This window comes from Oceanobacillus kapialis (genome assembly GCF_044790185.1).
Taxonomy (GTDB): Bacteria; Bacillota; Bacilli; order Bacillales; family Amphibacillaceae; genus Oceanobacillus_B; species Oceanobacillus_B kapialis.
This window is the reverse complement of the sequence record NZ_CP085256.1, coordinates 893916-918663: the sequence shown is the minus strand read 5'-3', so window position 1 is coordinate 918663 and position 24748 is coordinate 893916. Positions and strand designations below refer to the sequence as shown.

At 42.0% G+C, this 24748-nt stretch carries 21 protein-coding genes and 2 rRNA genes; 11 read left to right on the top strand and 12 right to left on the bottom strand.

Annotated elements, in window-relative coordinates; all coding sequences use genetic code 11:
• Positions 1-4 precede the first annotated feature (4 nt).
• The 3 genes from LG273_RS04865 to LG273_RS04855 form a co-directional block, all read right to left on the bottom strand.
• Positions 5-2923, bottom strand: a 23S ribosomal RNA gene (locus LG273_RS04865).
• A gap of 269 nt (positions 2924-3192) precedes the next feature.
• Positions 3193-4756, bottom strand: a 16S ribosomal RNA gene (locus LG273_RS04860).
• Together the 16S and 23S rRNA genes form the textbook arrangement of a ribosomal RNA operon.
• Before the next feature lie 590 nt (positions 4757-5346).
• Positions 5347-6216, bottom strand: coding sequence for a nucleotidyltransferase-like protein (locus tag LG273_RS04855; RefSeq protein ID WP_404458254.1), 870 nt, complete (start codon positions 6214-6216; stop codon positions 5347-5349).
• Between the two features lie 181 nt (positions 6217-6397).
• On the opposite strand from LG273_RS04855, the gene LG273_RS04850 reads away from it, so the two are divergent.
• The 3 genes from LG273_RS04850 to pabB all read left to right on the top strand — a co-directional run bounded on the left by LG273_RS04850 (position 6398) and on the right by pabB (position 9257).
• Entirely contained in the window at positions 6398-6778 is a 381-nt protein-coding gene (locus LG273_RS04850; protein ID WP_379561616.1) for a YgzB family protein, read from the top strand.
• Between the two features lie 165 nt (positions 6779-6943).
• On the top strand, positions 6944-7543 hold the full coding sequence (locus LG273_RS04845; RefSeq protein WP_404458252.1) for an anthranilate synthase component II: 600 nt from the start codon (positions 6944-6946) through the stop codon (positions 7541-7543).
• A gap of 31 nt (positions 7544-7574) precedes the next feature.
• Positions 7575-9257: an aminodeoxychorismate synthase component I gene (gene pabB, locus LG273_RS04840; RefSeq protein WP_404458249.1), complete on the top strand. Its 1683-nt coding sequence runs from the start codon at positions 7575-7577 to the stop codon at positions 9255-9257.
• A gap of 55 nt (positions 9258-9312) precedes the next feature.
• Here the strand turns inward: pabB and perR are convergent, their stop codons facing one another.
• The 4 genes from perR to LG273_RS04820 all read right to left on the bottom strand — a co-directional run bounded on the left by perR (position 9313) and on the right by LG273_RS04820 (position 12308).
• On the bottom strand, positions 9313-9762 hold the full coding sequence (gene perR, locus LG273_RS04835; protein ID WP_379561613.1) for a peroxide-responsive transcriptional repressor PerR: 450 nt from the start codon (positions 9760-9762) through the stop codon (positions 9313-9315).
• Between the two features lie 183 nt (positions 9763-9945).
• Complete coding sequence (locus LG273_RS04830) at positions 9946-10497, bottom strand: cob(I)yrinic acid a,c-diamide adenosyltransferase (RefSeq protein ID WP_379561612.1); 552 nt, start codon at positions 10495-10497, stop codon at positions 9946-9948.
• Positions 10498-10499: 2 nt separating this feature from the next.
• Positions 10500-11447 (bottom strand): D-2-hydroxyacid dehydrogenase, encoded by a 948-nt coding sequence (locus LG273_RS04825; protein WP_379561611.1) that lies wholly within the window; start codon positions 11445-11447, stop codon positions 10500-10502.
• Positions 11448-11654: 207 nt separating this feature from the next.
• Positions 11655-12308 (bottom strand): sugar transferase, encoded by a 654-nt coding sequence (locus LG273_RS04820; RefSeq protein WP_379561610.1) that lies wholly within the window; start codon positions 12306-12308, stop codon positions 11655-11657.
• Between the two features lie 173 nt (positions 12309-12481).
• Between LG273_RS04820 and LG273_RS04815 the strand changes: the two genes are divergently transcribed.
• Complete coding sequence (locus LG273_RS04815) at positions 12482-13723, top strand: MFS transporter (protein ID WP_404458246.1); 1242 nt, start codon at positions 12482-12484, stop codon at positions 13721-13723.
• Positions 13724-13852: 129 nt separating this feature from the next.
• On the opposite strand, the gene bcp is transcribed toward LG273_RS04815, so the two are convergent.
• Together bcp and LG273_RS04805 are read right to left on the bottom strand one after the other, a co-directional pair.
• Positions 13853-14320, bottom strand: coding sequence for a thioredoxin-dependent thiol peroxidase (gene bcp, locus LG273_RS04810; protein ID WP_404458243.1), 468 nt, complete (start codon positions 14318-14320; stop codon positions 13853-13855).
• A gap of 53 nt (positions 14321-14373) precedes the next feature.
• Positions 14374-14805: a potassium channel family protein gene (locus tag LG273_RS04805; RefSeq protein WP_379561608.1), complete on the bottom strand. Its 432-nt coding sequence runs from the start codon at positions 14803-14805 to the stop codon at positions 14374-14376.
• A 127-nt stretch (positions 14806-14932) separates the two neighbouring features.
• Between LG273_RS04805 and LG273_RS04800 the strand changes: the two genes are divergently transcribed.
• The 5 genes from LG273_RS04800 to LG273_RS04780 all read left to right on the top strand — a co-directional run bounded on the left by LG273_RS04800 (position 14933) and on the right by LG273_RS04780 (position 20995).
• On the top strand, positions 14933-15634 hold the full coding sequence (locus LG273_RS04800) for a response regulator transcription factor (RefSeq protein WP_404458240.1): 702 nt from the start codon (positions 14933-14935) through the stop codon (positions 15632-15634).
• Positions 15631-16626, top strand: coding sequence for a sensor histidine kinase (locus LG273_RS04795; RefSeq protein WP_404458237.1), 996 nt, complete (start codon positions 15631-15633; stop codon positions 16624-16626). The genes LG273_RS04800 and LG273_RS04795 overlap by 4 nt, the downstream gene beginning before the upstream one ends.
• Positions 16627-16748: 122 nt before the next feature.
• Entirely contained in the window at positions 16749-17525 is a 777-nt protein-coding gene (locus tag LG273_RS04790) for an ABC transporter ATP-binding protein (protein WP_404458234.1), read from the top strand.
• The gene (locus LG273_RS04785; protein ID WP_404458231.1) at positions 17500-19416 is read left to right on the top strand and encodes an FtsX-like permease family protein; all 1917 of its coding nucleotides are present in this window, start codon (positions 17500-17502) and stop codon (positions 19414-19416) included. The genes LG273_RS04790 and LG273_RS04785 overlap by 26 nt, the downstream gene beginning before the upstream one ends.
• 280 nt (positions 19417-19696) lie before the next feature.
• Positions 19697-20995, top strand: coding sequence for a glutamate-1-semialdehyde 2,1-aminomutase (locus LG273_RS04780; RefSeq protein WP_404458228.1), 1299 nt, complete (start codon positions 19697-19699; stop codon positions 20993-20995).
• Positions 20996-21082: 87 nt separating this feature from the next.
• Here the strand turns inward: LG273_RS04780 and LG273_RS04775 are convergent, their stop codons facing one another.
• Both LG273_RS04775 and LG273_RS04770 read right to left on the bottom strand, forming a co-directional pair.
• A complete protein-coding gene (locus LG273_RS04775) occupies positions 21083-22834 on the bottom strand; it encodes an ABC transporter ATP-binding protein (RefSeq protein WP_404458225.1) in 1752 nt (583 codons plus the stop codon).
• A 156-nt stretch (positions 22835-22990) separates the two neighbouring features.
• Entirely contained in the window at positions 22991-23518 is a 528-nt protein-coding gene (locus LG273_RS04770; RefSeq protein ID WP_379561601.1) for a DUF402 domain-containing protein, read from the bottom strand.
• 177 nt (positions 23519-23695) lie between these two features.
• Between LG273_RS04770 and LG273_RS04765 the strand changes: the two genes are divergently transcribed.
• Positions 23696-23899: a hypothetical protein gene (locus LG273_RS04765; protein WP_404458222.1), complete on the top strand. Its 204-nt coding sequence runs from the start codon at positions 23696-23698 to the stop codon at positions 23897-23899.
• 9 nt (positions 23900-23908) lie between these two features.
• Positions 23909-24229 carry a hypothetical protein gene (locus LG273_RS04760; RefSeq protein ID WP_404458219.1) on the top strand — a complete coding sequence of 107 codons (321 nt, stop codon included), beginning with the start codon at positions 23909-23911 and terminating at the stop codon, positions 24227-24229.
• A gap of 168 nt (positions 24230-24397) precedes the next feature.
• On the opposite strand, the gene LG273_RS04755 is transcribed toward LG273_RS04760, so the two are convergent.
• Positions 24398-24649, bottom strand: a complete 252-nt coding sequence (locus LG273_RS04755) for a gamma-type small acid-soluble spore protein (RefSeq protein WP_379561595.1) — start codon at positions 24647-24649, stop codon at positions 24398-24400.
• Between the last annotated feature and the right edge of the window lie 99 nt (positions 24650-24748).

Sequence of the window (24748 nt, the reverse complement as noted above, 5' to 3'; positions counted from 1 at the left end):
ATGTTTAGTTAAGTCCTCGATCTATTAGTATCCGTCAGCTCCACGTGTCACCACGCTTCCACCTCGGACCTATCAACCTCATCGTCTCTGAGGGATCTTACTCACTCGAAGTGATGGGAAGTCTCATCTTGAGGGGGGCTTCATGCTTAGATGCTTTCAGCACTTATCCCTGCCACACGTAGCTACCCAGCTATGCTCCTGGCGGAACAACTGGTACACCAGCGGTGTGTCCATCCCGGTCCTCTCGTACTAAGGACAGCTCCTCTCAAACTTCCAACGCCCACGACGGATAGGGACCGAACTGTCTCACGACGTTCTGAACCCAGCTCGCGTACCGCTTTAATGGGCGAACAGCCCAACCCTTGGGACCGACTACAGCCCCAGGATGCGATGAGCCGACATCGAGGTGCCAAACCTCCCCGTCGATGTGAACTCTTGGGGGAGATAAGCCTGTTATCCCCGGGGTAGCTTTTATCCGTTGAGCGATGGCCCTTCCATGCGGAACCACCGGATCACTAAGCCCGACTTTCGTCCCTGCTCGACTTGTAGGTCTCGCAGTCAAGCTCCCTTGTGCCTTTACACTCTGCGAATGATTTCCAACCATTCTGAGGGAACCTTTGGGCGCCTCCGTTACCTTTTGGGAGGCGACCGCCCCAGTCAAACTGCCCGCCTGACACTGTCTCCGAACCGGATTACGGTCCTGGGTTAGAAGGTTCGTACAGCCAGGGTGGTATCCCACGGATGCCTCCACGTAAGCTAGCGCTCACGCTTCGAAGGCTCCCACCTATCCTGTACAAGCTGTACCAACATTCAATATCAGGCTACAGTAAAGCTCCACGGGGTCTTTCCGTCCTGTCGCGGGTAATGCGCATCTTCACGCATAGTATAATTTCACCGGGTCTCTCGTTGAGACAGTGCCCAAGTCGTTGCACCTTTCGTGCGGGTCGGAACTTACCCGACAAGGAATTTCGCTACCTTAGGACCGTTATAGTTACGGCCGCCGTTTACTGGGGCTTCGGTTCTACGCTTCGGCTTGCGCCTAACGCTTCCCCTTAACCTTCCAGCACCGGGCAGGTGTCAGCCCCTATACTTCGCCTTACGGCTTCGCAGAGACCTGTGTTTTTGCTAAACAGTCGCTTGGGCCTATTCACTGCGGCTCCTCCATAAAGGAGCACCCCTTCTCCCGAAGTTACGGGGTCATTTTGCCGAGTTCCTTAACGAGAGTTCTCCCGCTCACCTTAGGATTCTCTCCTCGCCTACCTGTGTCGGTTTGCGGTACGGGCACCTTTGAACTCACTAGAGGCTTTTCTTGGCAGTGTGAAATCTGGAACTTCGGTACTCAATTTCCCTCCCCATCACAGCTTGAACTTAAGTTGGACGGATTTGCCTATCCAACATTCTCACTGCTTGGGCGCACACATCCATCGGTGCGCATTCCATATCCTACTGCGTCCCCCCATTGCTCAAACATTCAAGAGGTGGTACAGGAATATCTACCTGTTGTCCATCGCCTACGCCTTTCGGCCTCGGCTTAGGTCCCGACTAACCCTGAGAGGACGAGCCTTCCTCAGGAAACCTTAGGCATTCGGTGAAAGAGATTCTCACTCTTTTTTCGCTACTCATACCGGCATTCTCACTTCTGTGCGCTCCACCAGTCCTCACGGTCTGACTTCACAGCACACAGAACGCTCTCCTACCATTGTTCGAAGAACAATCCGCAGCTTCGGTGATACGTTTAGCCCCGGTACATTTTCGGCGCAGAGTCACTCGACCAGTGAGCTATTACGCACTCTTTAAATGATGGCTGCTTCTAAGCCAACATCCTGGTTGTCTGGGCAACTCCACATCCTTTTCCACTTAACGTATACTTTGGGACCTTAGCTGGCGGTCTGGGCTGTTTCCCTTTCGACTATGAACCTTATCACCCATAGTCTGACTCCCAAGTCTAAGTATCTGGCATTCGGAGTTTGACTGAATTCGGTAACCCGATGAGGGCCCCTAGTCCAATCAGTGCTCTACCTCCAGTACTCGATGCTTGAGGCTAGCCCTAAAGCTATTTCGGAGAGAACCAGCTATCTCCGTGTTCGATTGGCATTTCACCCCTACCCACACCTCATCCCCGCATTTTTCAACATACGTGGGTTCGGGCCTCCAGTCAGTGTTACCTGACCTTCACCCTGGACATGGGTAGATCACACGGTTTCGGGTCTACGACCGCATACTATATCGCCCTATTCAGACTCGCTTTCGCTGCGGCTCCGTGTCTTCCACTTAACCTTGCATACGATCGTAACTCGCCGGTCCATTCTACAAAAGGTACGCCGTCACCCATTAACGGGCTTCGACTACTTGTAGGCACACGGTTTCAGGTTCTCTTTCACTCCCCTCCCGGGGTGCTTTTCACCTTTCCCTCACGGTACTGGTTCACTATCGGTCACTAGGGAGTATTTAGCCTTGGGAGATGGTCCTCCCGGATTCCGACGGAATTTCTCGTGTTCCGCCGTACTCAGGATACACTCCGGAGGAAACTCCTTTTCGATTACAGGGCTCTTACCTGCTATGGCTGATCGTTCCAGATCGATTCATCTAAAGAGTTTCTTTGTAACTCCGTGTGGAGTGTCCTACAACCCCAGAAAGCAAGCTTTCTGGTTTGGGCTAATTCCGTTTCGCTCGCCGCTACTTGGGAAATCGCATTTGCTTTCTCTTCCTCCGGGTACTGAGATGTTTCAGTTCCCCGGGTCTGCCTTCGTTACCCTATGTATTCAGATAACGATACTGTTCCATTACGAACAGTGGGTTCCCCCATTCGGAAATTCCCGGATCAATGTCTACTTACGACTCCCCGAGACATATCGGTGTTAGTCCCGTCCTTCATCGGCTCCTAGTGCCAAGGCATCCACCGTGCGCCCTTATTCACTTAACTAAGTTACAGTAAATAAGCGTGCTAATTTCTTAGCCTTGCATTACTTTATTTGATGTCGTTGTTACTCTTATTTAGTTTTCAAGGTACAAACTTCCACAGGATGTGGTGGCTTCTGTGTTCGTCACAGGACGTGACGGGTTTTAACAGAAGTTCCTTCAATCCTTTGAGAGATTTTTAATTGCTCCCTCAAAACTGAACCAAACAACCATGTATGTCCTTACCGGAAGGCTCTCGCAAGAGAACCTTCGGCGTTCCGTTTCTATCCTTAGAAAGGAGGTGATCCAGCCGCACCTTCCGATACGGCTACCTTGTTACGACTTCACCCCAATCATTGGTCCCACCTTCGGCGGCTGGCTCCAAAAGGTTACCTCACCGACTTCGGGTGTTACCAACTCTCGTGGTGTGACGGGCGGTGTGTACAAGGCCCGGGAACGTATTCACCGCGGCATGCTGATCCGCGATTACTAGCGATTCCGGCTTCATGCAGGCGAGTTGCAGCCTGCAATCCGAACTGAGAATGGTTTTATGGGATTTGCTTGACCTCGCGGTTTTGCTTCCCTTTGTTCCATCCATTGTAGCACGTGTGTAGCCCAGGTCATAAGGGGCATGATGATTTGACGTCATCCCCACCTTCCTCCGGTTTGTCACCGGCAGTCACCTTAGAGTGCCCAACTAAATGCTGGCAACTAAGATCAAGGGTTGCGCTCGTTGCGGGACTTAACCCAACATCTCACGACACGAGCTGACGACAACCATGCACCACCTGTCACTCTGTCCCCGAAGGGAACTTCCTATCTCTAGGAATAGCAGAGGATGTCAAGACCTGGTAAGGTTCTTCGCGTTGCTTCGAATTAAACCACATGCTCCACCGCTTGTGCGGGCCCCCGTCAATTCTTTTGAGTTTCAGCCTTGCGGCCGTACTCCCCAGGCGGAGTGCTTAATGCGTTAACTTCAGCACTAAGGGGCGGAAACCCCCTAACACCTAGCACTCATCGTTTACGGCGTGGACTACCAGGGTATCTAATCCTGTTCGCTCCCCACGCTTTCGCTCCTCAGCGTCAGTTACAGACCAGAGAGTCGCCTTCGCCACTGGTGTTCCTCCACATCTCTACGCATTTCACCGCTACACGTGGAATTCCACTCTCCTCTTCTGTACTCAAGTCCTCCAGTTTCCAATGACCGTTCGCGGTTGAGCCGCGAGATTTCACATCAGACTTAAAGGACCGCCTGCGAGCGCTTTACGCCCAATAATTCCGGACAACGCTTGCCCCCTACGTATTACCGCGGCTGCTGGCACGTAGTTAGCCGGGGCTTTCTGGTTAGGTACCGTCAAGGCCGGGTCAGTTACTACCCGACTTGTTCTTCCCTAACAACAGAGTTTTACGATCCGAAGACCTTCATCACTCACGCGGCGTTGCTCCGTCAGACTTTCGTCCATTGCGGAAGATTCCCTACTGCTGCCTCCCGTAGGAGTCTGGGCCGTGTCTCAGTCCCAGTGTGGCCGATCACCCTCTCAGGTCGGCTACGCATCGTCGCCTTGGTAAGCCGTTACCTTACCAACTAGCTAATGCGCCGCGGGCCCATCTGTAAGTAGCAGCCGAAGCCGCCTTTCAACTTCTCGTCATGCAACGAAAAGTGTTATCCGGTATTAGCCCCGGTTTCCCGGGGTTATCCCAGTCTTACAGGCAGGTTGCCCACGTGTTACTCACCCGTCCGCCGCTCATTCCACAAGCGTCACCCCCGAAGGGGATCCGCTTGCTTCCTGCGCTCGACTTGCATGTATTAGGCACGCCGCCAGCGTTCGTCCTGAGCCAAGATCAAACTCTCCAAAAAAGTTTGTATCATGTCGACACCAATCAACACGATGCGTCTTAGCTTCACAGAAGCTGACTTCTGCTTTGTATTTCTTCGAAAAACAGCAAGCTGTTTTCCCTTGACATACTGGTTGTTTTGTTCAGTTTTCAAAGAGCAATTTGTTTAAGTCGTTTTTTTACAGCGACCTTTTTATAATACCATTTTCGAAATGCTTTGTCAACAACTTTTTTTAATTTGTTTTTCGTGATAAAAGCTGATGAACGCCGTCGAATTTGGCGACTTGATTAATATATCACACATTCGATAATGCTGTCAACATTTTTTTGTGTGATAATTGTCGTTAAATCAACGTGGATTTTTGCGACGGATTTAAATTTACCACGGATAAAATATAAAGTCAATGTAAATTTTAAATTTCTTTTGTAACATTAAAACAAAGCTCCTTGCATTAATAGACAGTCCTCCAATAGAAGCAATCTAATGAACAACCATTACAATACTATGCAAGGAAGCTTTATAGGGTTCCATCTTATTAATTCTACTTTTAGAGAAGTATTCATTACTAAATATAGTAAGGAGAAAAGCTCCTCGACATTCAAAGATGCACTTTATTTAACGACATACTTTCGATGATACACGCCAATCCCCTTTGTCTCCTGCTTTACGATCGTAAGCAGCCCTTTTTCCACCATAAAAGAAATAATAGCTGTTAAATCCAGCGTGTATGCGGTGGTCTCTGGCAATGTTTTGAGCTCGGCGTATGACCAAGGCTCCTCCCTTTTCTCCATAATATCTAATAAATGTTTAACAGACGACTCCGTTCTATTGCTAATAATAAAGTCCATAGCCAATAACAGAAGCTCAATTCTTTTTTTCATTTCTTCGCGGCTTTCTACAAACTCTTCATATAATTTGTATACTTCAAGGTCAATTTGTCTCACCTGACTCCATACCGTTACCTCCGGGTAGTAACCTTTCTCGATTACAGCAAGTCGCGCTAAATAATGAAGGGAATATAAGATTTTACTATTGGCATCCTTATAATCATTCGTTTCATATAAATCCTTTGCTTCGGTATAGCTTTTTACAAGCTTCCCAAATTCGATCGCCTTTCTTAAATCCCGCTTTTCGTTTGGAAAATCCCTCAGCTGGTTCTTTAAATGATAGACATATTCATTGCGATCAAAAATAACTCTTCCGTAAATGACCCATTCTACTCCCCTGCGATAGCCACTTGTATCAATCCATTCCATTAGGACAGATTCCTTTACAATATGCACCGCTGCAGATCTTTCGTCTTCAAATTCATAATGCTTTGCTTGCCAATCCTGATCTGCGTCTTGCACGATAATAAGTAAGATTCCATCAAAGTTCTCCGTAACGGGACTGTTCGGTTTTGTTTTCTCCATTAAAATAACACCTAATGTATTCGCATCACTTGCATGTTCTTGATAAATCGGTCTTAAAAAACGCTCCATACCTTTGCCTCCAATTAAACATTATCTTTTATATTTCCTCTATAGTAAAAGAAGCTAAATTTTATTTTTAAACGTACATTATAGTACAATTCGTTATATATGTAGAAATTCCTTTTTATCAAATCAAAAAAACTATGAAATATGCTATACTACTGTTTGAATGGATGAAGGAGGAATAAGCATGGCCCAATTAGTTTATTCTAGTAAAATAAATAAAATAAGATCGTTTGCGCTCATCTTAGTATTTGCTGGGATCCTTTTAATGTACGGTGGTATATTAACCAGAAATATTGAATGGCTAATGATCATCTTTTTTCTTCTCGGTGTCATAATGGTCATCTTAAGCTGTGCTGTCTATGTCTGGATCGGCACCTTGTCATTGAAAGCGGTGCCCATCGTATGCCCTAATTGTGAGAAGCCTACAAAAATGCTTGGTCGGGTGGATGCCTGCATGCATTGTAAGCAACCATTAACATTGGACAAGGACTTAGAAGGAAAAGAATTCGATGAGAAATACAATACAAGACGTTACCAAAAAGATAAAGCGAAAGAGAATAAATAACAATGATGGCCGCCTTAATGAAGGTGGCTTTTTATTTGTTTTCTTTTAATAGATAAAACCTCATTGTTTCCCGTCTGCTATAATAATAAAGCGATCTCCAATCGATAGGAGATTTTATTCATAATCAGGACAAACCAACTTAAAAATACTGAGGTGTTACACCCGATGATTTTACTCATTGATAACTACGATTCTTTTACATATAACCTTGTACAATATCTAAAACAATTAAATCAAAACGTTGTGGTTAAACGAAATGATGCGATCCAACTAGAGGAAATAGAACAACTAGCTCCAGAGTGCATTATACTTTCACCAGGCCCAGGCCATCCCGACCAAGCTGGAATTTGCCTACCTCTTATTGAGCATTTCCATAAAGAGATCCCTATACTCGGCATTTGTCTTGGTCACCAAGCACTTGCTAGAGCGTTTGGAGCTTCTGTTATTCCCGCTGCACAACCAATGCACGGAAAAATATCCGCTATTACACATGATGGACATGGCCTGTTTCACTCTCTCCCTTCGCCATTGAACGTAACCCGCTATCATTCCTTAATAGTGGAAAAACAGACATTGCCAGGTTGCCTGGAGATAACGGCCGAAACTGTGAGCGGAGAAATTATGGGTATTCGTCATAAAGAATTCCCATTGGAAGGGATACAAGCACATCCAGAAGCTATTCTTACCCAAGAAGGTCTGCGAATGCTAGATAACTTTATTACAAGAAAGGTAGTGAAACAAAGCGATGCCCCAGTTATACTTTGATTTTTTAAATGGCGAAGGTCACAAAGTCCCTATGCATTTTACGAATCCTAAAGAAGTTATTACCGCTTCTGTCATTGAGGAGGTTGTTCCTGCATTAAAACTCGTCCAAAAATTTGTTAGTCAAGGATACTATGCTGCTGGATATGTTTCCTATGAAGCAGCACCCGCTTTTGATGATGCATTTACAGTAAACTCAGAACCTCATCTCCCTTTCGTTTGGTTTGGTATTTTTGCGCAGCCTAGCAACGAGCCAATTACTGCCACTGGATCTTTTAAAACAGAAAAATGGACGCCTTTAACACAAAAACATGAATATACGGAGCGCATCCAAGCCATTAAAGAAGCAATCCGAAAAGGAATTACATATCAAGTAAATTATACAATTCGCTTGCTTAGTCAATTTTCTGGGGACAGTATCGCCTATTATCATCATCTTTCCAAGGCACAAGCTTCCAATTATAGTGCTTATATTAATGATGGCAAACATACGATGATTTCTGCTTCCCCAGAATTATTTTTCCATATGCGAAATAATACAATCCTAACCAAGCCAATGAAAGGCACTGCGGCAAGAGGAAATACATTGCAGCAGGATAAACAACAAAAAGAATGGCTCGCTAACTCAGCGAAAAACCAGGCGGAAAATGTGATGATTGTTGATTTACTGCGAAATGACCTTGGAAGAATTGCCAAGGCCGGAACAGTTAAGGTGCCTTTCCTTTTTCAGATTGAGTCCTTTCCAACCGTTCACCAAATGACCTCCACTGTCACGGCTGAACTCGAGGAAAAGACCGAGCTGCCGGACGTTTTTGCAGCCCTATTCCCATGTGGGTCGATCACCGGTGCACCTAAAGGGAGTACAATGAACATTATTGAAGGGCTTGAAGAACAGCCAAGGAATGTGTATTGTGGTGCGATCGGTTTTATTACGCCACAAATGGAAGCCATCTTTAATGTCCCAATCCGGACGGTTCAGATAAAGAATCAAACTGGAAAAGCAGTTTACGGTGTTGGAGGAGGAATTACATGGGATTCTGATCCTGTTGAAGAGTATGAAGAGGTTCTAACAAAATCCAAGGTGCTGCAAACAAAGCAAACGCACTTTCAACTACTAGAAACAATAGGATACTCGGACGGAAATTTTATGGTGCTGGAGTATCATTTGAAACGCCTAAAACGATCAGCGGACTATTTTGAATTCCAAGTGAACATTCAAGCAATTAGAGAAGAACTAACCAACCTTGAAAAACGCTTAACCCAACAGGAGAATTGGAAAATACGCTTGCTTCTAAGCAGGGACGGAAGCACAAAACTTGAATACAATCCAATAAAATCGCCTGCTCAACCCATGCAAATCGAACTTGCAAAAGGTCCGATTGACAACGAAAATATCTATTTATACCATAAAACAACTAATAGATCCCACTATCAATCTTTGTTTCACGATACTGATAATAACACAGAGGATATCCTGTTATGGAATGATGCAAATGAGATTACCGAGTTTACAATGGGGAATATTGTCGTAGAGATGGACGGGCATTATTATACGCCCCCTGTAGAAAGCGGGCTACTGCCGGGCACCTATAGGCAGGCTTTACTTGAAAAAGGAGAAATTAAGGAGCGTGTCATTCATAAACGTGATCTTTCAAAATGCACGAATCTATGGATGATTAATAGTGTTCGGGGTTGGGTACCTGTTCAGGTTTATTAAATTGCTAAAGAAAAAAGCTGCTCTCCCATATCGGGTGAAGCAGCTTTTGTTTGTTTTAATGTTTTTTTGTATCTACCTGTTGACATTCCTTGCACTTACCATAAACTTCCATACGATGATGACTTACTTCAAAGCCGGTTACCTGTTCGGCTAATGCTTCTACTTCATCTAATGAAGGATAATGGAAATCCACAATTTTGCCGCAAGACTCGCAAATGATGTGATAATGATCCGTTGTATTGCAGTCAAATCTGCTTGAGGAATCCCCGTAGGTCAGCTCCCTAACAAGCCCAATTTCACGCAATACCCGCAGATTATTATACACGGTGGCTACACTCATATTCGGGAATTTCCCTTCAAGTGCCTTATATATATCATCAGCTGTAGGGTGAACCATTGCATTTAGAAGATATTCCAAAACCGCATGTCGTTGTGGTGTGATCCGGACGCCTGACTCTTTTAAAGTGTCTATCGCTTTTTTTAATTGTCTCTCAGACACCGCCATCACCTCTCTTTTATATTTTGTACAATTATAATAATATTATTAGTTTATAATCTTTATAAATAGTGTACGCTCTCATGCGCGATTCTGTCAATAAAAGTATATGAGTACTCCTATATAATTATGAATACTTGTACAAAAAGCATTTTCTGATCTTTAATTTTGCTTAAAATAGAAAAATCGTTTCTAAACATCCGCTCTTAAATGCGATTCTGTTCTACCCAGCTGCTTATTCACATAGCGTGCAGCAACGAAGAGATAATCAGATAAGCGATTCAAGTAGGATACGACTAGCGGATTCACCTCACCTACCCCAATTGCCATCCTTTCTGCCCGGCGTGCGACAGTTCTAGCTGCATGCAAGGCACTGGCAGCCTTATGTCCAGACGGCAGGATAAAGTTCTTCAGCGGTTCTAGCTCTGCATCCCATTCATCGATTTCTTTCTCAAGTTCTTCAATGTGCTCTTTTTTAAGCTTCCACGTTACCTCTTTATCCTCAGGTGTCGCCAGCTCTGCTCCTACATGGAAAAGTATAGTTTGAACACGTTCCATTCGTTTCAGGAAGACTTCTTTTCCAGCAAATTCTTCTCCGTCCAAAAAGCTCAGCCCTAGCCCGATCATGGAATTCGTTTCATCACATGTGCCATATGCCTCAACACGTGCATCATTTTTCGCTACTCGTTTCCCGTAAATTAAAGAAGTCTGCCCTTTATCACCTGATCGTGTGTAAATTCGCATGCTTAATACCCCCTCGTTAGATCAATTTTATTCACATAGTCTTGCTTTTCCTTCCCATATATCATAAGATTCTTTTGAAAAATTTCTAGCGCTCTTGCTTCATAATGCTTGGACCTAGAAGAAATATGTGGCGTCACCGTGATAAATTCGTGATCCCATAAAGAATGCCCTGCTGGCAAAGGCTCTTCTTCAAAAACATCCAGCACAGCATGCGCGATTTGTTCTTCATTCACCGCACGAAGGATATCATTTGTGGCAATGACATCACCTCGCCCCAAATTCATAAAAATAGCATGTTCAGGCAATGCCGCTAAATTGTCGTATCGCAGCATGCCACGTGTTTTATCAGTACTTGGTAAGATCGAGATAAAAATATCTGCCTGTGGAAGCAGAGAATTTAATGCATTTATGCTGTAGACTTCATCAAATGATGCAACTGGGGTTCCACTTCTTGAAACACCAATCGTTTTTACATGGAAAGCCTTTGCCAGTCTGGCCACTTCTTGCCCGATTGCTCCTGCGCCTAAGATAACCATTGTCTTTCCATGGAGCTCGTCCATTGATAAGTGGTGCGCCCATTCATTTGCCTTTTCATATTCTACTAACTGCCTATTTTTTCGGTATACTTGGAGAATCATGGAGATTGCATACTCTGCCATTGGGATACTGTGAATCCCTCGTGCGTTTGTAACAAGAATTCCCCGCTCACGAATCGCTTGTAATGGCATTTTTTCCAACCCTGCTGAAATGACCATAATCCATTTAAGTGACACAGCTTCCTTTATTAATTCATCTGTAAGGTCTTCCCCGTAGGTTACGAGAACTTCGGCCTCAGGAAGTTTTGTCCGTGCTGCTTCCATATTCTTATAGAAAATAAACTCCTGATCAGGATTTGCTTCCATTAACTGTTTTTGAAGATTACTCGTAATATCTGCTGAAAATAAAATCATCTATTTTTCCCCCCCATAAAATGAATCTTCATTGGGAGGGGCTTTCCCGCTCTCCTCCGCCAAATGTTAGTTGAACGAATCAATCCTGTACTGGCAGTTGTCCCCCTTAAAATGTGCTTCCGGATTTCTTGACGAGGGGTCTTATTGCCAGTTAAGTCTGATAAATGCTCTTTTCCTTATAGTAAGGCTTTTTCCCTTTCTTGAACACTATTTTGTTAAAAAGCGCCTAATAGAGCGTATCAAAATAATAAAATCCATCTTTAAACTACGATATTTCATATAGTAGAGATCCTGATCTATCTTCAAATCTTTACGTAAATCTGGAGTATATGCTCTAGTGAACCCCGTAATACCTGGCTTCATTGTCATACGGCGATATTCATATTGATTATAGGTTAGCACCGTTTCCCGGTCTACTGGTACTGGGCCAACGAAACTCATGTCCCCTACTAATACATTCCATAGTTGTGGAAGCTTATAAAGCTTATATTTTTTCAAGGTTTTCCCTATTGGAGTAAGTACTTGCTGGTTATCGCGTACAAGTTGCTGTCTTCTATATTTTGTTCTAGACATTGTCGCAGGGTGAGGGAAAGCTGTAATGACTCGGGAGGGATGTGTATAGATTCTGAATTCATACAGTAAGAACTCCCGCTCCCTAACACCAACCTTCGGCGAGCGTGCTATTACAGGACTCCCTTCCTTCCTGTATATGATATATGAAATTATTAAGATAACAGGAGTGAAAAGCAGTAACAGAAGGAAGCTCATCAAAATATCCGCTGTTCGTTTTACAATCTTGTACATGCGCTTTTTTTCCGTGCTTGGTTTACTGATTCGGCTTTCATAACGTTGAAGCTCCACGCGCCCACCCCTAATTCAATAGATTTAATAACATTGCTTGTTTCAAATCTATTCAGGAGTTGAGTTTTGTAGAACATCAATAAACGTGTGTTCCTATTATAATTAATATAATATTCCATAAATTGATGCTAAAATGGTATTTACTAACCTAATTGAAGTAAAAAGGAGTTTTCATGAAAGCAAATTCAAAAGGATGGAAAGATCCAGCACTGTTACTTGCTTCTATTGGAATATCTAGTATCGGAGACTTTATATATTTAGTAGCCATCAATATCATTGTATACCAAATAACTGAATCAGCCGCCGCTGTTGCTGGACTTTGGATCGTTGGTCCCCTTACAAATATTGTTACAAAGTTCTGGACTGGTAGTTATATCGACTATCGTAGTAAGAGAAAGGTAATGATTGTTACCTATATTATTCGCGCATTGTTTATATGCTTCATTCCATTAGCACCTAATATGGCCGTTATATATGTAATATTAGTTATCTTAAGTGTCGCAAAGGCGTTTTTTAATCCTTCCTCTGTGACATATGTGGCCATTCTTGTTTCAAAAGAAAAAAGAAAGAAATTTAACTCCATCCGCTCGTTTACAAGTTCAGGTGCATTTATTATCGGACCTGCAATTGGGGGATCGCTTATTTTGTTGACCTCTGTGCATACAACCTTGTGGCTAAATGCACTTCTCTTTCTAATATCTGCAGTTTTGTTATCTTTTCTACCTGAAAAAGAAATAGTTGATAAGTCCAAAATTCCGATGTTGACTTTTTCTCAAATAATGAAAGATTTTACGGTCGTTCAGAAATTTATGTCCCATAATAAATACGTATCATTTATCTACTTGGGATTTATTATAGTGATGCTTTTTACCTTTGCCATGGATGCACAAGAGGTTGTCTTTACACAACAAGTCATAGGGCTTTCTGAACTTGAGTATAGTTTATTGATTAGCATAACAGGGATTGGCTCTGTTATAGGCGCTATGATAATTTCCGTTTTTTCAAATTTCTTCTCGCTTCGGTACATGATTACAATTGGCCTTGTCATGATGACGTTAGGATATATAATTTATGCATTTTCCTGGTCGTTTTTATCAATTGTAGTTGGGTTTGTAATCTTAGGGTTCTTCAATGTGTTCTTAAATGCAGGTATCACCACATTTTATCAAAACAATGTACCAGTTGAAATAATGGGCAGAGTAACAAGTGTATATCAGTTAATTCAAAGTGTTATTCAAGTGGTATTTCTGCTGTCAATTGGAATAACAGCAGATCTCATCTCATTACGACTTACGATTATCACATTGGCACTAACAATGCTGGTCGTAGCTGTCGTTTTCTCTTTTTCCGTTATGAAGTCAGACAAAAAATATTATTATCTAGAGAGTCATGATGAAAATAAGCTAAATGTGTAAATTATGAGGGTGTGACAAAAGAAAATATAACAAGAAAAAAACAGACGTATATGAACTATATCTGCGATAGTTCATATACGTCTGGGTTTGGTGTTTAATTACATTTTCTATGGCGGCGGTTAAGCTGTTTTAACCATTCTCTCGCAAGTATTCTAAAGCCTCTTCCACATGACCATCCACACGAACCTTGCGATATTCCTTAATCAGTTTACCTTCTTTATCCAGAATAAAAGTAGAGCGCTCAACGCCATAATACTCTTTCCCGAAATTCTTCTTAAGCTTCCAAACATCAAACTGTTCCGCTACTTTATGCTCCTCGTCAGCTAAGAGACGGAATGGCAATTCGTGCTTATTAATAAATTTCTGATGCGAATCAGCCGGGTCTGGGCTGACACCTACAATAACAGCATCTAGCTCTTCAAAGCTCTTGTGAGCATCACGAAAATCACATGCTTCTGTTGTGCAGCCTGGTGTCATATCTTTTGGATAGAAATATAACACGACATATTTCCCTTTGTAATCAGATAATTGGACCTCTTGCCCCTTCTGATCATGTAGTGTAAAGTCTGTTACTTCTTTTCCTAATTCTACTGTCATGAAAATCCCTCCTATATGTACTGGTTCCACTATAGCATATCCTGTCCGCTTGATCATTCTCCCCTGCTTCGTTGGCCTTGTTGAACGAGACGCATTACAAAGGCTGCCGGTAAAATATAGCCAATCAGAGCTTCCACCAAGGCAATAAACCGACCAATTCCGATTGGTGTTATGTCACCGTAACCAATTGTTAAAAGTGTAACCCCACTAAAATACATGGAATGAATTAGTGATCCACTCACCCCAACCTCTCGCGGGACGCCGTCTTCTACTAAGATAATCCCTTCAAGGGAAAGCATAAAGTAGATGAGCCCGAAGCCTACCATCACCATAATATAAATAATAATAAGTCCGTAAAATAACTCCGTCGAAAAACGACTTTCGCGCATGCCAGCCCGAAGTCTTTTCCCACGTATGAAATCTATAATTCCTTTAAGCATCACCACACAAATGCCAGCCAATATCATGAATGGAAGAATTTCCATAGAATCCCCTTCTGTCAAAGTTACTATACCTCATTCTATGCTTTCACCTAGATAAGCTTGTCATTTATTTTTTCGAGAGGATAAGATAGGATAGAATTAACAATGTAAGCAAAAGGTCGTGAATGCTATGAAAAAAATTTACCTTATTGAAGATGATCCAAAAATCGCCAGTTTGTTAAAGGATTATCTTGAACGCTATGAATACGAGGTCTTTGTGGTAGAAGCCTTTGATATGATAATGGAAGAATTTCAGCAGCTATCTCCTCATTTAGTGTTGTTGGATATAAACTTACCGCGTTATGATGGTTTCTATTGGTGCCGGAAAATACGCCATGTTTCCAACTGTCCCATCATTTTTATTTCCGCCAGGGACTCAGGCATGGATCAGGTAATGGCAATTGAAAATGGCGGAGATGATTACATAACAAAGCCATTCAACTTCGATGTCGTGCAAGCAAAAGTAAAGAGTATTATGAGACGGATTTATGGGGAGTACGCGAACACAAAACAGGCTGACTTCCTCGAGATTTCCGGTTTTCATCTTTATCTTACCGCAATGGAAGCACAGTTCAAGGAGCAAACTGCTCTCCTTACAAAAAATGAATTTATTCTCCTAAAGGCACTAATGGAGCAGCTAAATCAGGTGCTGACCCGCTCCACGCTGCTGGAAATTCTATGGGATGATGAAACATTTGTCGATGATAACACACTGTCTGTGAATATGACCCGATTGCGCAAAAAGCTGGAAGATATCGGCATTCATAACAGCATCCAAACCGTACGTGGTGCTGGGTACAAAATGGTAAATACATGGAGCGGTTTAGCATGAGAAGTTTTCTAAAAGATAGTGTGCCGTTTATTCTTTTCTTTTTTACACAATGCCTGCTCATTTTAGGCATTGTCCAACTCTATCTATATATAATCGGTTCAACACTTAGTTGGGACGTTGCAGTCTATTTACTTATTCTTCCTTTGTTTTGTCTCATCCTATTTCTAGGATTCCGTTTTAATAAATACAAGGAATATTACACTATACTAAGTGGGGAAGAACCCATTAATGAAATGCCGGATGCCCCAAACCAATTACTTCAAATTGTAAAAAGACAGCAGGAATTGCAGACCAATATTTATGCGAATGAACTAGAAAAACTGAAGCGGCAAAAACAAATGGAGTTTAACTTTATCCAGCAATGGGTGCATCAAATGAAGACACCAGTTTCGGTCATGCATCTTACCATGCAGAAGGAGAAATTAAATCTGACTGAGGAATTCTACCAGAGCATGCAGGAAGAGCTGGAGCGCATGCAACAAGGGCTGGACCTCGCATTATACCAGTCAAGACTACAGAAGTTTGACCGAGATTTTCATGTTCAGCGGGTCTCCTTAAAGGAAATGGTAAAGGATGTTATTCAGGATTTTAAATCAAGCTTTATTCGAAACCAGGTCTTCCCAGTCCTCTCTATAGATGATTCTATTGAAATAGCAACAGATAAAAAGTGGTTTCGGTTTGTCATAAGCCAAATCCTAACTAATGCTATAAAGTACTCTAAGGAAGATTCAGATAAAATCTACTTCACCTCAGAAGTCTCTTTTGGTAGAAGTATGCTTAAAGTTAGCGACACAGGATACGGCATACCTCCCCAGGATATTGCCCGTGTATTCGATCCCTTCTTTACAGGCTTGAATGGGAGAAAATACAGAGAATCGACAGGAATGGGCCTCTACCTTTCAAAAGAAATCTGCGACGCCTTGGATCATGATCTCTCAATAACATCTGAAGTGGATAAAGGAACTACCGTATCCATTAATTTTCGGCAGTGACCTTACAATAATGTAAGGTCACTTTTTAAAGAATAAGCACCTATCTTAAGAATGATATGAGAAAATAAACTAATGGCTCTACTAAACCACTACTACACTACTTGATAACGGAGGCGTTTTTTGTGCCTATATTAACTGCAACAAATCTTTCTAAAATATATGGAAGCAAACGTGGCGTTCAATACGAAGCGCTCCATCAATTTCATCTATCCGTAGAAAAGGGAGAATTCATTGGGATTATGGGACCTTCCGGAAGCGGCAAAACGACTTTATTAAATTTGCTTTCCACCATTGATTCCCCCACATCTGGGACTGTCACGATTAATGATACGACTGTCACCAATCTGTCGCGAAATAAGCTAGCTACCTTTCGCAGGAGAGAAACGGGGTTTATTTTTCAGGATTATAATCTTTTAGAAACATTGACGATAGGGGAGAATATTCTTTTGCCCTTAACCTTAAATAAATGGAAGGTAAAAGATATGAAGAAGAGCCTGGATGTCGTAACGGAACAGCTTGGTATTGGGGGGCTTACTGATAAGCGTATCTTTGAAGTGTCTGGGGGGCAGCTTCAACGTGCAGCAATTGCCCGGGCAATTACTCATAATCCTACAATAGTCTATGCAGATGAGCCTACAGGAAACCTTGACTCTAAAGCTTCTCACCAGGTGATGGAAGCTTTGCAGTTTTTAAACGAACAAAAACAAACCACGACTGTTATGGTGACACATGATCCATTTGCTGCCAGCTTTTGTGGAAGGGTTATTTTTATTAAAGATGGAAGGCTGTTTAACGAAATCCATAAAGGAGATAACCGACAGCGCTTTTTCCAGGATATCTTAAGCGTGCAGTCCATACTCGGGGGAAACACAGATGACTTTCATACAATTCGCTTTTAATAATGTAAAACGAAATACAAGAGCATATGTAAGCTACTTTCTAAGCTGTATGTTTGCTGTTACGGTTTTCTTTATGTATGCCGTAATCATTTTCCACCCATCCATTCAAAACTACGAATTTCATAATGTGGTTCAAACGGGGATCATTGCGTCTCAAGTTTTGATATACGGTTTTTCTTTCCTGTTTGTTCTTTATTCAACAGGCACCTTTATAAAATCACGTAAAAAGGAATTTGGTCTATTAACAACGTTAGGAATAAAAAAATCACAATTGAACAGACTTTTAATTTTAGAAAATACAATGATTGGCATACTCTCCATCTTGGCTGGAATAGCAGTGGGCGCACTTTTGACAAAATTATTTCTTATGATCTTCTCGGCTATTCTCGGAATAAATGACATTCTGCCATTTCATCTGTCCTTTCAGGCAATCGGTCTAACAGCACTCTTATTTTTTATTATGTTTGAACTTAATACCCTTGCAGTCGTTTGGACATTACGTACAAAGTCCGTTATGGAGGTTTTTCGTGGATCTACAAAATCAAGGCGAAAACCAACCTTCTCTTGGATTATTAGCGCGATTTCCTTAGGAGCAGTATTATACGCCTATTACTTGGCCTATACGGCCGACTTAGTTTCCATAATGGTAAGAATGTTTCCTATCCTGGCACTCATTATTCCAGGGACCTATTTCTTATATACACAGCTTAGTATTGCTGCAACAAGCATTTTAAAAAAGAACAAATCCCTGTTATACCGAAACTTAAATTTATTAACCATTTCAGATTTAGCTTATAAACTGAAAGAAAATGCACGAATCTTATTCATTGTAACCATCCTAAGTGCTGTCGCCTTTACGTCTAGCGGAGTTTTGTTTGGTCTATTTAGAAGTGTCGAAGCAGAGACATTTCGTTTTATACCACAAGCAGTTTCCTTAATAAGCAATGAGGACGCGGAGCTAGAAGAATTCAAGAAAGAAATCACAGACATAGAAAAACAATTTAAGGATCAAATTATACCTTACGAATCAACGGTTACTACGACACTCCCTGCTGAAACAGAATCAAACCAACCTGATTGGGATGATACACCCGTTATGGTTTATGCCTATTCGGACTATCAGCACATGATGGAGCTAAAGGGAGAGGAAGTAATTGCTGAGCCGCAGCATGGTGAGGGAATTTTACTGCTCCAAGACTTAATTAACCGATATACAGCAAGAGGACCAGATAGTTTAACCTTTAAAGTCGGGCAGACTAGTACGGAACTAGCACTAAATTGGCAAAGTACAACTTTAAATTCCTCTATTAGTACAAATCTCCAATTAATTGTTTCAGATGAACGCTATGCCCAATTTAGACAGGCAGCAGGAGGGGGAAATTTACGCTACAACTATGTAATGCATATTCCTAATTCAATTGATTACGCAACAGAAACAGAGACGATCTTGAATCAGGTTAGGCCAGAAATTGCTTTTGTCGATTCACAGGCCAATTTTTATCTCATGATGAAGCAAAGTATGTCATATCTGTTCTTTTTTGGTATATTTATTAGTGTCTTATTCTTTTTAGCTGCAGGTTCTATTCTATATTTCCGAATGTATCAAGGGATTGATAAAGATTTAAAGCATTATTATTCTTTGTACCGAATTGGTTTAACGAGCAAGGAGATGAAAAAAATAGCGACGAGACAATTAGCACTATTATTCTTTCTCCCTTTTACAATAGCAGCTATTCACGCTGGATTTGCATTTAAGGCATTACAAAATATACTGGTGTCCAATGTACTCTTACCAAGTATTTTTGTCTACTCGTTATATTTCGCAGTACATCTCACCAACTTCATCATCATCCGAAATATCTATACAACAAAGCTGAATAAGGTAATGTAAAAACAAAAGCGGAAGCGCCCGTTTAGAGACGTAGCGAGTGGAACGATTCAACTGAGATAAAGGAATCACGGTGAGGCCACGAACCGATGATGACTTTCACCACAAGGGTATAAGTGCGACTAAGCCTCTGGTTTCACCAGTCGGCAAGTCTTCTTTATCGTAGGGCGATTTCGTGAAGTCGCCTAGTCTCTGGGCGCTGGAGCTGGACGTGGCAAAAGCGGAAGCGACCGTTTTATAAAACGCAGAAAAAGAATGCAAGAACTAAAAGGAGGATACAACAATGAACTTTACAAAATCACAAGCACTACACGAGGAAGCATCGCAGCATATTGTTGGCGGAGTGAACTCCCCTTCCCGGTCCTATAAAGCAGTAGGCGGTGGCGCACCAGTATATATGGAACGCGGTCAAGGCGCCTACTTCTGGGATGTGGATGGCAATAAATATATTGATTTTCTAGGTGCATATGGCCCAATTATTACTGGACATGCCCACCCTCATATTGCCAAAGCAATCGCCCATGCAGCGACAACAGGGGTTTTATATGGTACACCTACAAAACTAGAAAACCAATATGCAAAAATGTTAAAAGAAGCTATCCCTTCATTGGAAAAGGTGCGTTTCGTTAATTCCGGTACAGAAGCTGTTATGACAACAATTCGTGTTGCTCGTGCTTATACAGATCGGACAAAGGTTATTAAATTCGCAGGATGCTACCATGGTCACTTTGATGCCGTGCTTGTTCAAGCTGGATCAGGTCCAGCAACACTTGGGACACCAGATTCGGCTGGGATTCCACGTTCTGTTGCAGAAGATGTTATTACGGTACCATTTAATGACTTGAAGGCATTTGAAGAAGCATTAGATAAATGGGGAGATGAAGTTGCAGCTGTATTGGTCGAGCCAATAGTAGGGAACTTTGGAATTGTAGAACCACATGAAGGTTTCTTGCAAGCAGTAAACGATCTAACTCACAGCAAAGGCGCGCTCGTTATTTATGATGAGGTTATCACTGCATTTCGTTTCACGTATGGAAGTGCCCAGCAAGTTTATGGAATTGAGCCGGACATGACGGCAATGGGTAAAATTATCGGAGGCGGTCTTCCAATTGGTGCGTATGGTGGTCGTATCGATATTATGGAACAGGTTGCACCGTTAGGGCCTGCTTACCAAGCTGGTACGATGGCTGGAAATCCTGCATCAATGGCTGCAGGGATTGCTTGCCTGGAAGTGTTACAGGAGGAAGGCGCGTACGAGAAGCTGGATAATCTCGGTGCATTGCTTGAAAAAGGAATTACAGAGCAAGCGGAACAGCATGGCGTTTCTATCACTGTTAATCGTTTATGTGGTGCGTTAACCGTATTCTTTGGTGATGGCGAAATAACCAATTACGATCAAGCAGAAGCAAGTGATGGAGAAGCATTTGCGACATTTTTCCGTCTGATGCTTGAGCAAGGAATTAATTTGGCACCATCTAAATATGAAGCATGGTTTTTAACAACCGAGCATACTGAAGCTGATATTGAAGCAGCAATTAAAGCTGTTGGCCATGCATTTGCCGAGATGAGTAAAAACCGTTAAATCATGCATTTGAAAAAACTAAAGATACACAATTACACAAAACGCCGCGTGATCATTTTCTACATGATCACGCGGCGTTTTTTTATCTTACTCTTCATCTAAATGCTGCACTTGGTAAAGGTTGTAATAAGCACCTTGTTTTTCCATTAATTCTTTATGTGGCCCGCTTTCCACAATCTCACCGTTTTCAATTAACACAATGCGGTCAGCATGTGTGATGGTAGCGAGTCTGTGTGCAACGATAAAGGTGGTTCGATCTGATGCGAGTTTTTCCAATGCTTCTTGAATGGTATGTTCACTTTCTAAGTCTAAAGCTGAGGTTGCTTCATCAAAAATAAGGATTGGCGGGTTTTTCAGAAAGACTCTGGCTATTGCAATCCGTTGCTTCTGCCCTCCAGAAAGCTTAACCCCACGCTCACCAACTAGTGTGTCATATCCATTAGGCAAGCCTTGGATATAGTCATGCGCATTTGCGGCTTGGGCTGCTGCAACGACCTCTTCGTCTGTCGCATCAGGTTTTCCCATCCGTATATTCATGGAGATGGATTCACTAAATAACGTATTATCCTGAAGCACCATTCCGATATTATCTCGTAATGACCTTACTTTTACATCGCGAATGTCCATTCCGTCAACCTTGATCGATCCATTTGTGACATCGTAGAATCTTGGAATAAGACTAATTAAAGTAGATTTTCCTCCACCGCTCATTCCAACAAACGCTATTGTTTCCCCAGGCTTCACATTCAAGTTCACATTTTTAAGTACACTATTCTCTTCTTCCTCGTACTGGAAGGAAACATTTTCAATAGAAACCTCACCATCTACTCGATCTAATTTTTTGGCATCTGGTTTATCTGTAATATCGTACTTTTCATTTAAAAACTCAAATACACGGTCAATAGAAGCTATTGACTGAACGAGAACTGTTGACGAGTTAATCAATCTGCGTAATGGACTATAAACCCTTTCCATATAACCAACAAACGCGACCATTGTACCCATTGTAAGATCGCCATTGATAACCTGATATCCTGCGTATGCAATAACTAGTAGCGGGGCCAAATCTGTAATGGTGTTTGTTACAGCAAACGTTTTTGCATTCCATACAGTATGGTCAATAGCCTTAGTAAGGAAATTACTATTTCTAGTCTCAAACTGCTGTTGTTCATAATCCTCCAAGGCAAAGCTTCGTGTTACAGGTACACCTTGCACACGCTCATGCAGATGGCCTTGTACCTCCGCTAATGCTTGAGAGCGATCCCTTGTTAATCGTCGTAACTTCGCATAAAAATATTTTATCGAAAAACCGTATAAAGGAAAGAGAATAATGGCGACAATTGTTAATGGAATATCCATTGTAAGCATAATGACAATAGCAATTAAAATGGTGACGAGATCAAGCCAAACATTCATTAGTCCCGTAAGTACAAAGGTTTTTGTCTGTTCGACATCGTGTATTACCCGGGAAATAATCTCCCCGGTTTTTGTCTTGGAATAGAAGCTAAGACTTAATTTTTGTATGTGGTCAAATAGTCTATCACGTATGTCATATAGTATTTTGTTCCCTACCCACTGCGCAAGATATTGGCGAATGTACTCAATTGGTGGTCGAAGGACTAGGAATACGACAAAGGAAATTCCCATCAACCAAAATAATTGAGATGTCTTTTCGGCCGCACTCATCGCGTCCCCATTAATGATATTATCAATAACATATTTTAAAATTAATGGCATTAACAAAGGGATACCGAATTTAACAACGCCGACTAAAATTGTCCAAACTATCTTCCATTTGTATGGTTTTACAAACTGCATATACTGCTTTATACTGCTCATTTTCCATCTTCCTTAACTCATAGTTGTTATTAAGTTGTTCTTCCGTAAGACTATCATGTGTGCAAATAATTGGTTGAAGCTGTAATGATTAGCTTTTAAGGTGACTCGTATAAAAAAGGAAAAGCCTTGCTACATATGTAACAAGGATAACTTTCATCACCGGTAGGTTAAGTATCTCTCATACCACTGATCAATAAAATCCGGAGAAAAAGGCCCTTTTCGCTGTCGAATCCAACGAAGTAAATAATCTAAATTATTGTGTAGAATACGATCAAGAACTACTGGGTAATTCATTTCAATCCTGTGTTCATCGTATTCATCCTCATCCAGCAAATCAAAAGTCATATCTGGGTATACCTTTACATCAAGATCGTAATCAATGTATTTCAGTGCTTCATCATCATAGACGAACGGCGAGCTAATATTACAGTAATAATATATGCCATCAGTTCTAAGCATGCCGATAATGTTAAACCAATATTTTGCATGAAAATAACAAATAGCCGGTTCTCTTGTCACCCAAGACCTTCCGTCACTTTCCGTTACTTGTGTTTTATCGTTCGCCCCGATTACAATTGATTCCGTACCTTTGAGTACAAGGCTGTTTTCCCAAACCCGGTGAAGTTGTCCATTATGCTTGTAGCTTTGTATCTGCATCTTTGAACCTGGCCTCGGAGCAACCATCTCATCTTCCTTTCACTAATAGTCCGTTAAATAATCCTTTATTCATTATAATGGCTACTATATTAAATATAAAGTATTACGAACTTAAGATGAATTAGAATAGTTCTTACTCGCTTGGTTTATAGGAATGCTTTTTGGGTTGATTAGATTGCTTGAGTGGTTGGTTGGGGTGCTCGTATGGTTGAATGGGGTGCTCGTATGGTCGAATGGGGTGCTCGTGTGGTTGATTGCACGGCTCCTTGGTTGATTAGACAGCTTTCTTGGTTGATTGCACGGCTCCTGTGGTTGATTAAACAGCCTTATTGGTCGATTGCAGAGCTTATGTGGTTGATTAAACAGCCTTCTTGGTTGATTGCAGAGCTCCTGCGGTTGATTAAATAGCTCTCTTGGTTGATTGCACGGCTCATGTGGTTGATTAAACAGCTCTCTTGGTCGATTGCACGGCTCTTGTGGTTGATTAAACAGCCCTCTTGGTCGATTGCACCGCTCCTCTGGTTGATTAAACAGCTCTCTTGGTCGATTGCACGGCTCCTGTGGTTGATTAAACAGCCTTATTGGTCGATTGCACTGCACCGCTGGTTGATTAAACAGCCTTATTGGTCGATTGCACGGCTCCTCTGGTTGATTAAACAGCTCTCTTGGTTGATTGCACGGCCCTTGCGGTTGATTAAACAGCCTTATTGGTCGATTGCACGTCTCCTGGTTAATTAACAAACTCTCTTGGTCGATCGCACAGCGCCGCCGATTGAATGCCCAGCATCTATGATCCACTACATCCCACACGAACTACAACACATTTGCACCCTCCCCCCTTCCCCAAACCTCAACAAAGAGAGCCCCCTACAAAGGGAGCTCTCTGAAATGTTGTGAGGTAGATATTTACTTTTTGTTTTGCTGAGATTGTTGGTTCTGCTTTCTTACTTCTTGAGCGTTAGTTTCAGAAGCAAACTCAGTACCAAATTTCCCTTGACCTTTAGCAGCTTGTTGGTTCTGCTTTCTTACTTCTTGAGCGTTAGTTTCGGAAGCAAATTCAGTTCCGAATTGCCCTTGACCTTGAGAAGCTTTTGCGTTTTGTTGTTTTACATGCTGAACGCTAGTACCTGAAGTAGTTTTGTTTGGGTTTTTAGCCATCAATATCACCTCCGCACTTCTAATTTAACCAGGATACCTTGGACTTATCCGAAGAAGTCTATACCAATTAAATCATGCCATGGATATATCTTCCTATCA

Bases quoted from the DNA above. Each gene is read 5' to 3' on its own strand.
- LG273_RS04855 (WP_404458254.1), bottom strand. From the start codon at position 6,216: ATGGAGCGTTTTTTAAGACCGATTTATCAAGAACATGCAAGTGATGCG.
- LG273_RS04850 (WP_379561616.1), top strand. From the start codon at position 6,398: ATGGCCCAATTAGTTTATTCTAGTAAAATAAATAAAATAAGATCGTTT.
- LG273_RS04845 (WP_404458252.1), top strand. From the start codon at position 6,944: ATGATTTTACTCATTGATAACTACGATTCTTTTACATATAACCTTGTA.
- pabB (WP_404458249.1), top strand. From the start codon at position 7,575: ATGCATTTTACGAATCCTAAAGAAGTTATTACCGCTTCTGTCATTGAG.
- perR (WP_379561613.1), bottom strand. From the start codon at position 9,762: ATGGCGGTGTCTGAGAGACAATTAAAAAAAGCGATAGACACTTTAAAA.
- LG273_RS04830 (WP_379561612.1), bottom strand. From the start codon at position 10,497: ATGCGAATTTACACACGATCAGGTGATAAAGGGCAGACTTCTTTAATT.
- LG273_RS04825 (WP_379561611.1), bottom strand. From the start codon at position 11,447: ATGATTTTATTTTCAGCAGATATTACGAGTAATCTTCAAAAACAGTTA.
- LG273_RS04815 (WP_404458246.1), top strand. From the start codon at position 12,482: ATGAAAGCAAATTCAAAAGGATGGAAAGATCCAGCACTGTTACTTGCT.
- bcp (WP_404458243.1), bottom strand. From the start codon at position 14,320: ATGACAGTAGAATTAGGAAAAGAAGTAACAGACTTTACACTACATGAT.
- LG273_RS04805 (WP_379561608.1), bottom strand. From the start codon at position 14,805: ATGGAAATTCTTCCATTCATGATATTGGCTGGCATTTGTGTGGTGATG.
- LG273_RS04800 (WP_404458240.1), top strand. From the start codon at position 14,933: ATGAAAAAAATTTACCTTATTGAAGATGATCCAAAAATCGCCAGTTTG.
- LG273_RS04795 (WP_404458237.1), top strand. From the start codon at position 15,631: ATGAGAAGTTTTCTAAAAGATAGTGTGCCGTTTATTCTTTTCTTTTTT.
- LG273_RS04785 (WP_404458231.1), top strand. From the start codon at position 17,500: ATGACTTTCATACAATTCGCTTTTAATAATGTAAAACGAAATACAAGA.
- LG273_RS04780 (WP_404458228.1), top strand. From the start codon at position 19,697: ATGAACTTTACAAAATCACAAGCACTACACGAGGAAGCATCGCAGCAT.
- LG273_RS04775 (WP_404458225.1), bottom strand. From the start codon at position 22,834: ATGAGCAGTATAAAGCAGTATATGCAGTTTGTAAAACCATACAAATGG.
- LG273_RS04770 (WP_379561601.1), bottom strand. From the start codon at position 23,518: ATGGTTGCTCCGAGGCCAGGTTCAAAGATGCAGATACAAAGCTACAAG.
- LG273_RS04765 (WP_404458222.1), top strand. From the start codon at position 23,696: ATGGTTGAATGGGGTGCTCGTATGGTCGAATGGGGTGCTCGTGTGGTT.
- LG273_RS04755 (WP_379561595.1), bottom strand. From the start codon at position 24,649: ATGGCTAAAAACCCAAACAAAACTACTTCAGGTACTAGCGTTCAGCAT.